The sequence below is a fragment of the Tunicatimonas pelagia genome (assembly GCF_030506325.1).
Taxonomy (GTDB): Bacteria; Bacteroidota; Bacteroidia; order Cytophagales; family Cyclobacteriaceae; genus Tunicatimonas; species Tunicatimonas pelagia.
This window is the reverse complement of record NZ_CP120683.1, coordinates 3,753,694-3,768,554: the sequence shown is the minus strand read 5'-3', so window position 1 is coordinate 3,768,554 and position 14,861 is coordinate 3,753,694. Positions and strand designations below refer to the sequence as shown.

General features: G+C 42.4%; 15 protein-coding genes. 11 read left to right on the top strand and 4 right to left on the bottom strand.

All coding sequences use genetic code 11. The features are described from left to right. The first annotated feature begins 88 nt into the window (after positions 1-88). The 10 genes from P0M28_RS16130 to P0M28_RS16085 all read left to right on the top strand — a co-directional run bounded on the left by P0M28_RS16130 (position 89) and on the right by P0M28_RS16085 (position 10,181). A complete protein-coding gene (locus tag P0M28_RS16130) occupies positions 89-1,885 on the top strand; it encodes an acyl-CoA dehydrogenase FadE (protein WP_302203489.1) in 1,797 nt (598 codons plus the stop codon). A gap of 232 nt (positions 1,886-2,117) precedes the next feature. Next, entirely contained in the window at positions 2,118-2,696 is a 579-nt protein-coding gene (locus P0M28_RS16125) for a Crp/Fnr family transcriptional regulator (RefSeq protein ID WP_302203487.1), read from the top strand. Between the two features lie 56 nt (positions 2,697-2,752). Further along, entirely contained in the window at positions 2,753-3,337 is a 585-nt protein-coding gene (locus P0M28_RS16120) for an NAD(P)H-dependent oxidoreductase (protein WP_302203485.1), read from the top strand. 151 nt (positions 3,338-3,488) lie between these two features. Next, positions 3,489-3,707, top strand: a complete 219-nt coding sequence (locus P0M28_RS16115) for a hypothetical protein (RefSeq protein ID WP_302203484.1) — start codon at positions 3,489-3,491, stop codon at positions 3,705-3,707. A gap of 66 nt (positions 3,708-3,773) precedes the next feature. Beyond that, on the top strand, positions 3,774-4,688 hold the full coding sequence (locus P0M28_RS16110; protein WP_302203483.1) for a helix-turn-helix transcriptional regulator: 915 nt from the start codon (positions 3,774-3,776) through the stop codon (positions 4,686-4,688). A gap of 146 nt (positions 4,689-4,834) precedes the next feature. Continuing rightward, positions 4,835-6,418 (top strand): T9SS type A sorting domain-containing protein, encoded by a 1,584-nt coding sequence (locus P0M28_RS16105; RefSeq protein WP_302203482.1) that lies wholly within the window; start codon positions 4,835-4,837, stop codon positions 6,416-6,418. Between the two features lie 170 nt (positions 6,419-6,588). Continuing rightward, the gene (locus P0M28_RS16100) at positions 6,589-7,164 is read left to right on the top strand and encodes a hypothetical protein (RefSeq protein ID WP_302203481.1); all 576 of its coding nucleotides are present in this window, start codon (positions 6,589-6,591) and stop codon (positions 7,162-7,164) included. 131 nt (positions 7,165-7,295) lie between these two features. Next, positions 7,296-8,171 carry a hypothetical protein gene (locus tag P0M28_RS16095; protein ID WP_302203480.1) on the top strand — a complete coding sequence of 292 codons (876 nt, stop codon included), beginning with the start codon at positions 7,296-7,298 and terminating at the stop codon, positions 8,169-8,171. Position 8,172: 1 nt separating this feature from the next. After that, complete coding sequence (locus P0M28_RS16090) at positions 8,173-9,177, top strand: S41 family peptidase (protein WP_302203478.1); 1,005 nt, start codon at positions 8,173-8,175, stop codon at positions 9,175-9,177. A gap of 38 nt (positions 9,178-9,215) precedes the next feature. Then, on the top strand, positions 9,216-10,181 hold the full coding sequence (locus P0M28_RS16085) for a serine hydrolase domain-containing protein (RefSeq protein ID WP_302203476.1): 966 nt from the start codon (positions 9,216-9,218) through the stop codon (positions 10,179-10,181). A gap of 52 nt (positions 10,182-10,233) precedes the next feature. Here the strand turns inward: P0M28_RS16085 and P0M28_RS16080 are convergent, their stop codons facing one another. Both P0M28_RS16080 and P0M28_RS16075 read right to left on the bottom strand, forming a co-directional pair. After that, positions 10,234-10,998 carry a cupin domain-containing protein gene (locus tag P0M28_RS16080; protein ID WP_302203474.1) on the bottom strand — a complete coding sequence of 255 codons (765 nt, stop codon included), beginning with the start codon at positions 10,996-10,998 and terminating at the stop codon, positions 10,234-10,236. A 258-nt stretch (positions 10,999-11,256) separates the two neighbouring features. Then, positions 11,257-12,273 carry an AraC family transcriptional regulator gene (locus P0M28_RS16075; protein WP_302203473.1) on the bottom strand — a complete coding sequence of 339 codons (1,017 nt, stop codon included), beginning with the start codon at positions 12,271-12,273 and terminating at the stop codon, positions 11,257-11,259. Between the two features lie 558 nt (positions 12,274-12,831). On the opposite strand from P0M28_RS16075, the gene P0M28_RS16070 reads away from it, so the two are divergent. After that, positions 12,832-13,320 carry a low molecular weight protein-tyrosine-phosphatase gene (locus P0M28_RS16070; protein ID WP_302203471.1) on the top strand — a complete coding sequence of 163 codons (489 nt, stop codon included), beginning with the start codon at positions 12,832-12,834 and terminating at the stop codon, positions 13,318-13,320. Here the strand turns inward: P0M28_RS16070 and P0M28_RS16065 are convergent. Both P0M28_RS16065 and P0M28_RS16060 read right to left on the bottom strand, forming a co-directional pair. Continuing rightward, a complete protein-coding gene (locus P0M28_RS16065; protein ID WP_302203470.1) occupies positions 13,296-13,967 on the bottom strand; it encodes a class I SAM-dependent methyltransferase in 672 nt (223 codons plus the stop codon). The two genes, P0M28_RS16070 and P0M28_RS16065, sit on opposite strands and share 25 nt — an antisense overlap. Beyond that, on the bottom strand, positions 13,964-14,764 hold the full coding sequence (locus P0M28_RS16060) for a hypothetical protein (RefSeq protein WP_302203469.1): 801 nt from the start codon (positions 14,762-14,764) through the stop codon (positions 13,964-13,966). The genes P0M28_RS16065 and P0M28_RS16060 overlap by 4 nt, the downstream gene beginning before the upstream one ends. Positions 14,765-14,861: the final 97 nt, after the last annotated feature.

The following is a 14,861-nucleotide window of genomic DNA, read 5'->3' as shown; positions in this document are numbered from 1 at the left end:
ATATCCGTATATTTGTTATGCATACCGAGTACTTTTTATTAAGTGCTCGGTTCAATCGTGTCATTCAGGCCAAAAACAATAATCGAACATGGAAACCCTAGAGCAAAAACAGGCAATTAACGGTGGCGAGTTTCTGGTAAAAGAGACCGAAGCCCAAGACATTTTTATTCCTGAAGAATTCAGCGAAGAGCAACGAATGATGGCGGAGGCCACGCAGGATTTTATTGAAAAAGAAATCTCGCCCAACGTAGAGCGAATGGATAGCATGGAAGAGGGCTTTATGCCTTCGTTGCTAGATAAAGCCGGAGAACTAGGGCTACTGGGAGTTGCCATTCCTGAACAATACGGAGGGTTGGGCATGGACTTTAACACTTCTATGCTAATTGCCGATGTGATCGGCTCGGCGGGTTCATTCTCTACTGCTTACGGAGCGCATACCGGAATCGGCACATTACCTATTTTGTACTACGGTAATGAAAACCAGAAAGAAAAATACTTGCCTCTACTCGCTTCTGGCGAGTGGAAAGCTTGCTATTGCTTGACAGAACCTGATGCTGGTTCAGATGCTAACTCGGGAAAAACCAAAGCGGTACTTTCCGAAGATGGTTCGCACTACAAAATCACCGGACAAAAAATGTGGATCTCTAACGCGGGGTTTGCTGATTTATTCATCGTTTTTGCCCGCATCGAAGACGATAAAAACTTAACGGCTTTCATCGTAGAAAAGTCATTCAACGGAATTACGATGAACGAAGAGGAGAAGAAACTGGGTATCAAAGGTTCATCAACCCGTCAGGTTTTCTTCAACGATACTGAGGTTCCGGTAGAAAATATGCTGTCGGAGCGAGGTAATGGTTTTAAGATTGCCGTGAACATCCTGAACATTGGTCGGATTAAACTCGGTGCCGGAGTTATTGGTGGCTGTAAGCAAGTTATAAGCGATTCTATTCGCTACTCCAACGAACGTAAGCAGTTTGGCCAATCCATCTCTAACTTTGGAGCAATTAAGGCTAAAATTGCCAATATGGCTACTAAGACTTTCGCCACCGAAGCCGCTTGCTACCGAGCCGGTCAGAATATTGATGAGCGGATAGAGTCGCTGATTGCTGACGGAATGCCGGAAAATGAAGCCAAACTCAAAGGCGTTGAGCAATTTGCCATTGAGTGTGCGATTATGAAAGTTCACGGCTCGGAAGTGCTAGATTACTGTGTAGACGAAGGAGTACAGGTGTACGGTGGAATGGGCTTCTCAGCCGATGCCCCAATGGAACGTGCCTACCGTGATGCCCGAATTTCCCGTATCTACGAAGGTACTAACGAGATCAATCGTATGCTTTTAGTGGGTATGACTATTAAGCGAGCAATGAAAGGCGAATTGAATTTAATGGGTCCCGCAATGGCAGTCGCTAAAGAACTGACCTCAGTACCTGATTTTGGTACGAAGAGCTTTGATGGTCCTTTTGCTAAGGAAAAAGAACTATTAAAGAATTTGAAGAAATCAGTGTTGATGGTTGCTGGAAAAGCTGCCCAGGATTTCGGTATGAAGCTCGACCATGAGCAAGAAATACTAATGAGCATTGCTGATATGATGATTGAAATCTACGCAGCAGAGTCCACCATTCTTCGTGCCGAGAAACTAATTGGTATTTGGGGGGAAGAAGCAGCTCGCCAGCAAATCAATATGGCGAAGCTGTACTTGTACGAAGCAGTAGAGAAGATCAATACCAGTGGAAAAGAAGCGATCATCTCCTTTGCCAAAGGTGACGAGCAAAAAGTGATGCTCATGGGCTTGAAGCGGTTTACCAAAATGGATCTGTTCAATGTGAAGGATCTACGTCGCGAAATTGCCGATCATCTTATTGAGAAAAACGAGTATGCTTTTTAGATTTTAGGGTAAATGAAAGAAAAGGCCAATCCGCTTCGGGTTGGCTTTTTTTGTGAAGAGTGTGTCCCATCTCAGGTTACAGTCGGTGCTCTGAATATATCCGTTTTGTAATCAACGCGTAAAATAACTATCTGGCGAGATATCCATTTGTCAAAAAGTCCATTTTTAAACTCTTCACTAACCTTTCAAGAGATGGAAAAGTCAAAAAATGCATCATCAGCATAACAAAGAAATGAATCGAACACCGATAGTAAACTACTTAAAGTCATTTGGTATTCTTACTGATGAGGAAATTGAGTCTTTCCTAAAGGTTGCTACTAACAAAAGCCTTAGTAAAGATGAGCATTTTATAAAAGAGGGGCGAGTATGTAAAGAAATTGTATTCATCGTTTCGGGTGTACTACGATCGTTCTATTACTCCTCTGACGGTAAGGAGGTAACCTATTGTTTTACCTTTCAAAACTCTTTTCTAACCGCTTATTCTTCTTTCATCGCGCAGACTCCTACCCAAGAAAACATCCAGGCCATAACGGATACAGGGATGATTTCTGTACCTAAAGAAAAGATTGTAGCACTGGAAAAATCAAGTGCCAACTGGCTACGGCTATTTAAGCATTTGGCTGAGCAGGAGTACATAAAAATGGAAAAGAGAATATTCCTTTTGCAACAAGAATCTGCCGAGAAACGGTACGAAGATCTTCTTAAGAACCGACCCAACTACTTACACGACATACCGCTGAATTATCTTGCTTCTTATTTGGGCATCAGCCAAAGACACCTTAGTAGGATCAGAAGATCGATGTTGAATTAGACAAATGTCCTTTCAATTCATTACGGCTCATACTTCCTTTATCAAAAAAAGGAATAATGAAACAGAAACAAGTATTAGTAGTAAACGGACATCCGGATAAGCAAAGTTTTAATTGGGCTTTGGCACAAGCGTACACAGATGGTGCTCAAAAAACGAGTTCAACCATTTGGCAGTTAAACATTTCTGACCTAAAGTTCAATCCTAATCTATCGTTCGGTTATCGGCAAAAAACTGAATTGGAGCCAGACCTTTTAGATGCGATAGATAAAATCAAAAAAGCAGATCATATTGTTTGGGTATTTCCGATGTGGTGGTACGGTTACCCGGCCTTGATGAAAGGCTTCATTGACCGGACTTTTCTTCCCGGAATCACCTTTCAACCAGTGGAGGGCAAAGCGTTTCCCAATAAATTACTGAAAGGGAAAACCTCTAGAATAATTGTAACGGCTGATACACCCCGATGGTACGACTACTTATTTATGAAAAGCCCGACGATTAATCAGTTCAAGAAGGGAACATTACAGTTTTGCGGAATCAACCCAGTAAAGGTGACGTACATCGCCCCCATCAAGCGTTCAAGCCTGGCCTTCCGTAATAAATGGCTAAAAAAAGTGTCTTTGTTGGGGGAGCGTTTAAACTAAACCGACAATGGTGGTGTCTAGGGAAATAGTAGAACGATTTTTCAAATTTTTCTAAGTACGTATACGTGTAGATGCCTTGAGCATTGTCATAGTAGTGAATGAAAAATTTTGGAGCCACAAATAACAACCTTACCTAAATTGAAGTACTACCATGACAAAAACTGTATTAGTATTTAAAACATCGGTGAATTGCCAACAAGAAGTGAAGTATCTACGCCCACTACTCAACGCACTGGTTGACCGGAAAGACCGTTGGAATTTTGACTTGGAGGACTGTGATCATATCCTTCGGGTAGAGGCTGAAGAACCCGAGCCAGAAATTATTTCATCAGCACTACAGACTCAAGGATATGTCTGCGAAGAGCTGTAATTGCTTTGCTACATTCTAATACAACAACCAACCTTATTATTTCCACGAGTAGTTTACACACCTCCCATGATTACCGATTACACCAATGTTTTCTATGATCATTTCTCTAAGCGCGTATCTAGAGCTCCTTATCAGTTTGACAAGGAGCAAAATTACTTGATGCGCCTTGATGCCCCTTTGTCTCACTATGCTTTTGAGAATAATAATCTTACGATCATTTACTTCAAGAACGGAGCGGGAGAGTTGCAGTGGAAAGATAAGCGGATAAGAATCAACGGGGACAAATTTGTGGTAACTAACCCTAGCCTGGGCTGGGAGTACATCAACCCAAAATTGAAACCCGTTGATGCTCTCTGCATTGTTATTTGCGGAGTACTTAGAGAGCAGTTTAGTTATTTTAAGTCAGCTTCACCGACGCAGCAGTTAGATAATCCGTTTGGTCAAGCAGGCGCAGATTCATTCTTTTTAGAAGAACCGTTGGGGGCGGCTCACTACAAATCAGGTCAGCTCCTACAGCGCATTCACCAGCTCAGTGGCAAGCCGATGTTTCACCTGACCCATCCGGAGGAGCTTACTATGACTGTACTGGGGTCTATTTATCAGGATCAGCATCACGGATACACTCTTGCTGCGCGCGTTCAAGCGAAGAAACCATCAACGCAACTAGAGACTTTTAAAAGACTACTGGTAGCTTACGAATATATCCATGACAACATTAATAACCCTATTTCCCTAAACGAGCTATCGAGAGTGTCTTCTCTTTCCAAATTCCACCTATACGATTCTTTCAAGAATGTCTACGGCCAAACTCCTCATCAATACATTAATCGGATTAAAGTAGCAAAGGCCAAAGAATATCTTCAGCAGAAGGGAGATTCTATCGGAGAAGTAGCAGATTTACTGGGATTTAACGATATATCAGTATTTAGTAAACTCTTTAAGAAAATTTACGGAAATCCACCTTCGCATTACCAAAACTAGCCGTTCGGATCAATTTCAAAATCTTGATTTTTTGACAAAGGCTTTCTAAGGCTAGGCGGTAACTTTGAGTTCAGGCTGTGTACCTGATTTCTTTTGTTCACTTACCTAAGCAATTCGATAGACCTACAGAAGATGTCTAAATCGCTATGAAAACAAAAAACCTGACCTATAATTTAGAACAACGGATTTCTTATTTAGGCTACCAAAAGCTGGAAGAGGAAGTGCTGTTTGAGAAGCTTCGCGAAAAAATGAGTCAGCCAATACCTGAAGATAAGTACAGCAGCACTACGCTAAGGCAATGTTCTTTTGAACACATCATTACTAAATTCTTATTTATAACCACTTTTATCATTACTGCTTTTGATCAAGGCTGGTGCCAGACGGATGAAGAAATTATCAATCAGTTTGACCGAAAGCAATTGGAGCTAGACAACGGTTTTGAACTACCCTACTATACGTTTACCTCTACCGCCCCAAAACCTAAGAATGGTTATCCGCTTATTGTAGGGCTACACGGAACCGGCGAGATGATAGATCTTGCCGGGCCGGGTAGCCATCTTACTCGCCGAGAGGTGATCAAAGGGTGGATTACCCCTGACGTACAAGACAAGTATGCGCCCTACGTGCTGGCTCCGCAATTATCTCTTGACCTTTCGTGGGGTGAGGAAGATATTAATACTGCCTTGGATGCCATTATTCAAACGTTGATTGACGAAGGCACGGTAGACCCTGATCGGATATACGTACTGGGTCACTCGGTAGGCGGGTTTGGGGCTTGGGCGTTTCCGGTAGTTTCGAAGATACCCGTCGCAGCTATTGCGCCCATGAGCGGATTTTGGTTTAGTGGGGAGGAGGGAAACCCCTCAGTGAAAGAGGCAAGAGATGTCCTATCAGAAATTTCGGTTTGGGCATTTCAGCACGCTAGTGAGATTGATCCCAGATCGAGTACAAATACTCGAGCTATCGTAACTGTACTAGAAAAAGATGACTTACCCTTTGTTGTAAATGCTCAGCCTCACCTTGATAACAATATTCTAAATAGCACTCATCTTTATACGGAGTACACATCAGAAACACTACCTTGCTCAGGAGTAGAATGTCACCGCGTTTGTGATGTTGTCATAAAAGACCCCATTTTTATTGAGTGGCTTTTTCAGCAACGGCGAGGTCGCCCTCCAGCTAAGGTTATCCAGATTACTAATATTGATACTGTTTCGTCGGTCAGTAGCGTGTCATGGGCGATAGAAAATCAAGAAAATTCGGTAGCTATCTACTTTCAACCTGTAAATAGCGAAGAGTGGATATTGCTAGGCCAAGCTACCGGAAGTAAAGAAAACTATCAGTTTACCAGCCTATCGACTGTATCTCCACTCCGAGGAAAGCTTCGGGTGGATGCACTGAACACGAATAACGAAGTCTACAGTAGTGATACTTCGGCTCTAGTAACGCTGAAACAGAAACTGATTACTGATGTCCCCTCAGAAGTAACTCAAACCACGGTGGTAGTGTACCCTAATCCGACTAAAGATGTACTATACTGGCGGGGCACTGATCGTTTTAACGAGGGCACCTACTCTATTGTAGATGTACTAGGTCGCGTCGTGGCTAAAGGCCCGGTGGCGGTTGACGGAGTGTCGGTAGCTCAGCTTGCCACGGGTAGTTACTTGTTAGCACTACGTTCATCCCGGCATCTCGGCGAAATAGTTCGTATTCGTTTTCTAAAACAATAGCCTAGTCGCCATTTATTCCTTTAAACCTTTCTCCCTAGAAATTAAGCGTATTTGCCAAAAAGAGTATGAAAAAAATAATTACTACTGTGGGCTCCTACCTGTTCATAGCCAGGTGCCCGAGGTTTTCAAGACCAAAGATTTTTAGTCTCTTTAATTTTACGAATATGATAATGAAGAAGAACACAATTTTAATGATTATGCTGGTAGCAGGCTTGCTGGCCTGTAAAGACGACGAAGAACCGTCGGCATCAACCCCGGAGTTTGGCAAAGCCACGCTTGTACTTAACAATAAGTCTTCAGAATTTACGGCACTAGCTGGTAGTTGGAGGTGTAACCCCACCAACCTCACACTATCTTTGAGCAACCTCAGTACAGACCTTACAAAAGGAGTATCATTTTTCATAGGAAATATTCCGGCTAAAGAAGGGCGATATACGCTGCGAAGAAGAGGTGTTGACATTAGTAGTGATAATGATAACGACTGTAAGTTAGATACGTCTTTCGGCTCAGCCTTAGCGTATGGGGGTGAAACCTTAGTAGTATTTTATGAAATTTTGGAAGATGAAGCACCTAATGAACTTGTCATCACTCGCTACGATCCGGTAGCACAACAACTAGAAGGTCACTTACAAATAACTTTAGCAGTAGGAGAAAAACTGTTTCCTATCGGTAACCTCGAGCACCCCGATACCTTGAGGGTTACTCAGAGTACATTTGTTGCGAATATTGAGCCACCGAAAGAGTAGCATAATCTCTTAACTATAACAACCAATATAATCAATACGGAGCCACCTATGGGGGATAATGCCTTGATTAGTCCTGCTCTTTCATTGGGATTTTCTTGGTTGATTCATTCATCAATTAACTAATTATATTCATGTATTACGTAAAAACGATTCGGCACCTTTTGTTGGTGCTGGTATTAAGCGGAGGATGGGTGCTTACTAGTAGCGCGCAAACCACCGTACCCGGCAGACCAAGTGAAAGGTCCGGTTTATCTAAGAAGGAACGCCGCAAACTACGGCCCGCGTACATTGGGGTCAATGTTGGTACCAACCGGATAAAATTTAGGGATTTTGCCACTTCGCCTTTATTCTATGAGGGTTGGACTACCTACGTAGGGGCATCGTGGCTAAAAGCCGATCGCTACCGAGAATCCGAAGCAGCATTGACCTACAGCTTCGGTAATCCTAAGACCGACTTTAATGAAAACGCGACGAGCAGTAATTTCAATCGGTTCGAGCTTTTTTATTCCCAATTATACCAAGTAGGTGCTTGGAGTAATAGTAACTTCACCACTAAAGTAGGGGGGATGTTTAATACTACTGGCAACCTTAGAGCTAATCCCAAGCTGGGAAATAATGCCTTGGGTTTAGAGGCATTTCCTACACTGTTCTTTTCTTTCAAACTAACCAAGGAAATGAGCGGATCAGCGAAAAATGCAAGGCGACAAAATCTATCACTTCGGGTAAATACGGGAATCATTAATGCCGCTTACCGGAATGGGTATATTTATTATCCCGGGCAAGGTACCGAAGTAAATGAACCTAATACTTTTGAAAATTATGAATTGAATGTCTCGGGTTTTCGGGCAAGTACTGGGCTGGATTACACTCGCTATCTACGCAATAAAAACGCTCTTCAAATTTCGTATATCTGGGATACCTACCATACCGGTGGTGACTTAGATCGGTTTGAAATGGCTAATCATACCTTGAAATTTGCTCTTTTGTTCAACACTAATAACCAGTAAAATGAAAAATATAATCTTATTCTTTGTCCCAGTAATGCTGGTTTTCACCGCTTGTGAAGAGGCGTTTTTTGAAGATGACGTAGCCAGTACCAGTCCAATGGAAAACTTCGATTACCTTTGGACGGAATGCAAAGAAAAATACGCCTACTTTGCGCTGAAAGATATTGATTGGGATGCCGTTCGGAAAGAATATTCGGCCAAGATCTCTGAGGGCATGTCGGAGGATAGCTTGTTCAGTGTACTGGGGGACATGCTTGCTGAATTACGCGACGACCACACCGGATTGGTGTCTCCCTTTAATATCTCCCGGTTTGGTACACGCTATCTAGGGCAAGATAATTTTGACGAACGAATTGTGGTTGATCATTACATCGGGCAAGATTTCTACGTCTCCGGTCCTTTTATTCATGATTTCTTAAATAATGAAGCAATCGGATACGTTCGGCTTCCTGCCTTTGCGGGAACGGTGGATAATGATAACCTAGATTTTATCTTGGAACGTTATGCCGATACTAAAGGGTTGATTTTGGATTTGAGAGAGAATGGAGGTGGAAGTGTCACCGATATATTTAATCTTTTAGAGCGACTGGTAGAAGAAGAAACGATTGTATATTATTCTCGTATCAAAAACGGTCCTGGCCGAGATGATTTTTCCGAACCCGAAGCGGCTCGCGTAAAACCTTACGACGGCATTCGTTATGCAAAAAAAGTAGCAGTTCTGGTAGACCGAGCCACGTACAGTGCCGGTTCATTTACTTCACTAGCTACCAAGGCACTGTCCAACGTTATATTGGTGGGCGACACTACTGGTGGCGGACTAGGATTACCCAATGGTGGTCAATTACCCAACGGTTGGACCTATCGCTTCTCTATTACCCAGGCCCTTGATTTGAATTTGAACCCCGAATTTGAAAACGGTGTCCCACCCGATGTACCCGCTCTTTTTGACTGGGATGATTTGACGACCGATGAAGTATTGGAGCGGGCTATTTTAGAGTTGCAATAAGAAAGCAGAATTAACATCTAAAACACTCGATAGTGGAGATGATTAAGACGCTACCCAATGAATTAGTTGAACTGATACAAAGCGATTATGATAACATCGCAGGAATTGTCATTCAAGACAGTAGGGAAACAACATATGAGCATCACTTTCATGGGTACAATCAAACTGATACGATTCATGTAGCATCGGTCACCAAAAGTATCGTATCGGTCTTGGTGGGAATTGCCATAGACCAAGGATTAATTCAGGATGTAGGGCAAAAGGTATTAGATTTCTTTCCTGGGTACGAGGTCAAAAAAAGAGAAAAGACAATTCAGAAAGTGACGATTGAGCACTTACTAACCATGACCGCTCCTTTCAAGTTCAAGTATGAACCGTATACCAAGGTGTACTCGAGCGAAGATTGGACAAAGGCCACCCTGGATTTATTGGGAGGTAAATCATTAAGTGAAGATTTCAAATATACCACGGTTGGCCTGCAAGTTTTATCTGGGATTCTTAAAGAAGCCACCGGAAAATCTCTTCTAGAGTTTGCCAACGAACACCTTTTCAAACCTCTGCATATACAGGCTCCCAAAAGCTTTAGGATACAGGGTAAGGAGGAGCATTTTGCTTTCTTGAAGAATAAATATATGAATGGTTGGGTAGTCGATCCCACTGGCACAAACACATCAGGTTGGGGGTTGACTTTGACGACGAGAGATATAGCCAAAGTAGGCCGGCTGTACTTAAACCGTGGCAAATGGGGTAATCCGCAAACAATATCTTCAAGATGGGTGAATGAGAGCACTAAAGTCCATAGCCAATGGGGAGAATTATCTTATGGCTATTTATGGTGGATTATCGGTACGAATTGCTTTGCCGCCATAGGTGATGGGGGCAACATGATTTACGTAGATTCAGAAAGAGGCATAGTAGTCGCCATTACTTCTTGCTTTAAGCCCAGAGCCAAAGACCGGATTGAACTTATTGAGAATCATATTATACCTCGACTTAAGAAATGAATAATAGGAGCAAATAAGAGCTAATTGGGCAATCAGGAATTCTTTACTACTATCAATTCTTAGTCTTGTAAACTTCCAGTACACGAAGGTCTTGCAAACTACTAGAGCCCCAAGAGCCTTCAATATTTTCAGAAACGATGAAAAAGTCGCCTGGAAAAAACTCATATTCAGACCGATCTTCGGTGGTTACAGTTAGTACCCCACTTAGTACGTGTATCATACGCTCTTGGGATACTTTTTCAAATTGCTCAAGCTCAGTGAGCACATTTACAGTGAGTTCCGCTCCCTGGTAAATAGTGCCATTTGTTGGCCGGAAAACTCCGGAGAGGATGTCCCGATCAATAACCAATGCTTTACTAATAGGCGATTTAACGGTAGAGTCGGGCCTATTCTTGGCAATTAGTGCCAACTCCAGGTGTAAGCCTCCATTATCAACAAAATTCCATTTTCCCCGAAACCCTTTAGCTTGCACAAAAAAGTCCCCTGAGTGAACTTCGAAAGAAGCTTCATTTGCGGGTTCCACAACGGCTTTTCCGTTCATCCAAAAGATAAATTCTTCCATCGGGAAGCTCTCAAACTCGTTGGTGATTCCTGTGCCGATGGCTACCATATAAATAGCTATATCTTTTCCATCGTAAACTCGCTTCTGGTGAGCAACTCGGCTTGAATCCGCTGGCTTAGTCGCCTTCAAACCTTCTCCAGCCAGTAGTTTGGTAGGAATTTTATAAATTGATCGCTCTTCCGGTGACTCTAGCTGAGCCAAAGTATGGTTAGCAATAGAAAGGCATAATGCCCAAAGAGCCAGTGCTTTTTTCATCTTTACTTTATTTTCTTTTGCGTAAAGATGCCCTTTTACCCTACCAAAACAGTCTGTATTGATAAGTTGGGAGTACGAAATGATAAATACGGACTAATGCTCCGTTAATGTTTAAAATTCGGGTTCAGGCCACCACAATTTTTGGCTCAGATCGCGACACAAAAAATGATCATAGCCGTAGCTACGAGAGTTTTTTGTAACAAAGATCTGGGTCAAAAATTGCATGAGATTACCCGAAGTGTTAGGCTTGACAGAGCACTAACCCTCTTGCCTATACTTTGAAGGTGTCGTCCCCTTCAGCTTCTTGAAGGCAGTAAAGAAAGAAGAACGACTGTGAAACCCCACCTCATAAGCGATAGCCTCTATACTGTAGTGCTTATTTTCCCTCAATATTCGGCAGGCTTCGCGTATCCGGTAGTTGTTAATGTATTGATGAAAATTCACATCGAGGTTATCGTTTAATATTTTGGACAATAAATGTCTACTGATAGCAAGCTGGGTAGCGAGTGCCTCAAGCTTTAAATCGGGGTCTCGATATATATTATCGATTTCCATTAGCTGAGTCAGCTTTTGGTTTATGTCATTAAACTCCTGCGGGGCAACCTGCTTACGGGAGAAATACCTCTTCTTTTTCGGGGTGTCTAATTCTTTCGGGCTGTTCGATAAAAGATAGCCCATTGCCAGATAAAATATGATAGAGAAGCTCAACGGTCCCACAATGTAGCTGGAGAATAATGACACTGCGAACCCGAAACATATCAGCACAATCGCTAAATAGATAATGATGGCTTTTCTCACATTGAAAGTGAGCCCCTTTGATGAAAAGAAATACCCAAACTCTCTTCTCCAGATAAACGCCACCTGTATCAGATAAACTGTCAATACAAAGTGGATGATGTACCTAATTTTCCAGTTCCAAGTGGGAAGGTCAAACAAAACCCAAGATAAGACCAAGCCGAAAGACAATAAACCAAACTGCCACAAACTACGATTGATTATTACCTTGTCTGGATTAATCAAAGCCCTCATCAGTAATAACACTACCGGCCCTATAAACAAGTTAGCCATAAGCCCTAGCTTGATAAGCTCATGGGGTGCCTGTCCAAAAAAATGAAAGCAAGATACACCTACTCGTATTACCAGATAAAAGAGTAATATCCCAAGAAAATAGTCATCTAAGCGGCGGTTTGGCTTAACTATAAGTAGATAGATAGCCAATAACAATGCATTAAAAACACCTAAAGCACCGAAGAAAAAAAGTATTTTTTCTGCCAAAACTTCGTATGTCTAATCATGGAAAAGCAACACACAATGATCGTTTTAATTGGGTAAGATGTCAATAGTCTGCTCTATCTGTCAAAAGAAAGTTTTCTAGTCTACCGTATTAAAACAGGTATTTCTCAGCGGGTGTGTGTCATCAACATCGCCGGAGCAGGTATCCCTGGCTTTCTGACTTTGCTGAGCAGCATATGCTAAGCCCGGAGTCAGGATCGGACAGTTGATTATTGATTTTGTGCTGGTCGTTAGAAAAGAAGACTTTCGGGTAGTGATTGTTGAGAACCAATAGTTGAGCTATTGGAAGGGTTTGTTTGAGTATTGCAGATAGATGACAGAAAAAAGAAAAACCTTCTTAAATGAAGAAGGTTTTCTTGGCTAAAACAGGTGTATGAATAAACAATTTGTGTTATGTACCTATATATACTCCGAAGCGGGAAAAGGTAACCCCCTGTATTGAAAAAAAATTATTTTTTTTCAAAAAGTGCTTTTACTGCCATTTTTGACCTATTTTTTCGCAAAAATTTATTTAATAATTTTTTCAACTACTCCATTATTATGATTCGTGTGCTGTTTGTCTGTCTGGGAAATATCTGTCGCTCGCCAATGGCCGAGGCAGTTTTTAACAGTTTAGTTGAGAAAAATGGACTAGCCGGATTGATTGACTCTGATTCGGCCGGAACTTCTGACTACCATATTGGTGAACCTCCGGATTCCCGCACAATGGATGTTGTCCAAAAATACCATCTGAATTTAGATCATCAAGGTCGGCAGTTTACTACGCATGACTTCCATAAGTTCAACTACATCATGGCGATGGATCAGAGCAACCTCAGCAATATCAAACGTTTACTGCCCAGCCAAGCATCTGATGATACTATCTTCTTGATGCGGGATTTTGACGATAAAGCTGGTGCGAAAAATGTGCCTGACCCCTACTGGAGCGAAGCCGATGGATTTGAAGAGGTTTATCAAATATTACTGCGGTCTTGTCAGAATTTTATTGATTATCTAAAGAAGAATCACACTGACTTAGCCCGAACGTAAACCTTACTACTGATAAAATCCCCGAAAAAGCTTCGCTGTTGTTTCGCTTTCCAAGCTAGTTTCCGAAAATAAGTATCGTAGTTCGGTAACGATTGTATATTGATATTAGCGGTGAAGCGAAAGAAAATGTACATGAGTAGGGCGAGTGGTTTTTGCCACAGCCTTTTTAGTGGATGCGAACTGTAGCGAAAATCGGTGAAAATCCAGATAGCATCTGCCGAGAGTACGTTGTCAATGCGCGCCATCACTTCATCCAACGATGAACCCGAATACATATCCAGCACAAAATTAGTAATCACTACCTGATACTTTTCTGTTGATTCAATGTCACGTTCCGTACCTCGGATGAACGTAATAGTTGGAACTGCACATTCAGGGTTGCTCTGACAATAATCAGCTATTCTTTTTTCGGTTTGGCGTATCATTGTGGCTGAAGCCTCTACGTAAGTGATGTGCCCGGGGGAAGCGTTTTTCAGTAGATCAATCAAAATATTGCCGCTGCCACCACCAACGATTAGTACTTTTGCCTGAGAGGGAATCATATTAAGAAAATATTGCTGCGCCCGCTGAAGGCTTCTACCAAAAGCCAGATAGCTTAATGTATCATACGCCGGAGCAATACGATCAAAAGAAAAATCCTGGCTCATACCACAAGTGGGTAAAAGGCAGGAAGAAGAAAAATACCGTCGGCTACCCAGCGGTAACGCTCATTTTTTGCGTACCAAACCGGAAATACCCAGATACTACCCAAAACAACGCTCATCACTAATAAAACTAAATAACCTGCGAAAGAGATACTAAACATTGCCCAAACCGCCAGAGCTACCGAGAGGAAAATACAAGCTCGGGAGATGAGCTGGACACTGGCTGTACCGTATTGGGTAGCTAGCGAAGAGGCTCCATCAAGCTGGTCGCTTTCTAGTTCGTACCAGGAGATAAGGGTGAGATTAGCTAGTGCTAACAGAAAGAATTGCCCGAAAAGTAGGTAGCCCACTAAATTCATTCCGTCGGCCTGGACAATTACCGGAAGAAAAATGCCCAGAGTGTAAAGTAAAGCAGCTAATAATTCCTTAGGCACCGTTCGACTGAGGTTGAAGAGCTGGTTGATGACAAAATAACCAATTACCCCAGCTGATAACAGCAGTCCACCCCGAAAAACAGAAGGTGGAATACGAAAAAGCAGAACTATCCCCAAGCTAGCCACAATCAACCAAGTTACGATCAAGCTCCGAAAATAACGCTGGTGAAAGCCGTGCCGAACCGTATGCGCCGGATGCTGGAGCCGATACGCATCCCAAAGATGATCGGCGGTATAAATTAGCCAAACGGCCATACCCAATGCTACAATAGTAACTAGTCTAACTTCTACCCCACACAGTTGAGCAATAAACCAGGCTGATACGCAAGCACCCAGCACCACATCCAAGCTAAGAATACGAATCAATGCGAGTATTTGAGTTAGTGGAAAGGAAGATTATTGGTTGGTTGCTGATTGTTGTTTTTAGTCCACAGTCGACAGTCCATTATCCACAGCCATCTGT

Excerpts from the sequence above, each read along its gene's own strand:
- P0M28_RS16130 (WP_302203489.1), top strand. The coding sequence starts at position 89 with ATGGAAACCCTAGAGCAAAAACAGGCAATTAACGGTGGCGAGTTTCTG.
- P0M28_RS16125 (WP_302203487.1), top strand. The coding sequence starts at position 2,118 with ATGAATCGAACACCGATAGTAAACTACTTAAAGTCATTTGGTATTCTT.
- P0M28_RS16120 (WP_302203485.1), top strand. The coding sequence starts at position 2,753 with ATGAAACAGAAACAAGTATTAGTAGTAAACGGACATCCGGATAAGCAA.
- P0M28_RS16115 (WP_302203484.1), top strand. The coding sequence starts at position 3,489 with ATGACAAAAACTGTATTAGTATTTAAAACATCGGTGAATTGCCAACAA.
- P0M28_RS16110 (WP_302203483.1), top strand. The coding sequence starts at position 3,774 with ATGATTACCGATTACACCAATGTTTTCTATGATCATTTCTCTAAGCGC.
- P0M28_RS16105 (WP_302203482.1), top strand. The coding sequence starts at position 4,835 with ATGAAAACAAAAAACCTGACCTATAATTTAGAACAACGGATTTCTTAT.
- P0M28_RS16100 (WP_302203481.1), top strand. The coding sequence starts at position 6,589 with ATGAAGAAGAACACAATTTTAATGATTATGCTGGTAGCAGGCTTGCTG.
- P0M28_RS16095 (WP_302203480.1), top strand. The coding sequence starts at position 7,296 with ATGTATTACGTAAAAACGATTCGGCACCTTTTGTTGGTGCTGGTATTA.
- P0M28_RS16090 (WP_302203478.1), top strand. The coding sequence starts at position 8,173 with ATGAAAAATATAATCTTATTCTTTGTCCCAGTAATGCTGGTTTTCACC.
- P0M28_RS16085 (WP_302203476.1), top strand. The coding sequence starts at position 9,216 with ATGATTAAGACGCTACCCAATGAATTAGTTGAACTGATACAAAGCGAT.
- P0M28_RS16080 (WP_302203474.1), bottom strand. The coding sequence starts at position 10,998 with ATGAAAAAAGCACTGGCTCTTTGGGCATTATGCCTTTCTATTGCTAAC.
- P0M28_RS16070 (WP_302203471.1), top strand. The coding sequence starts at position 12,832 with ATGATTCGTGTGCTGTTTGTCTGTCTGGGAAATATCTGTCGCTCGCCA.
- P0M28_RS16065 (WP_302203470.1), bottom strand. The coding sequence starts at position 13,967 with ATGAGCCAGGATTTTTCTTTTGATCGTATTGCTCCGGCGTATGATACA.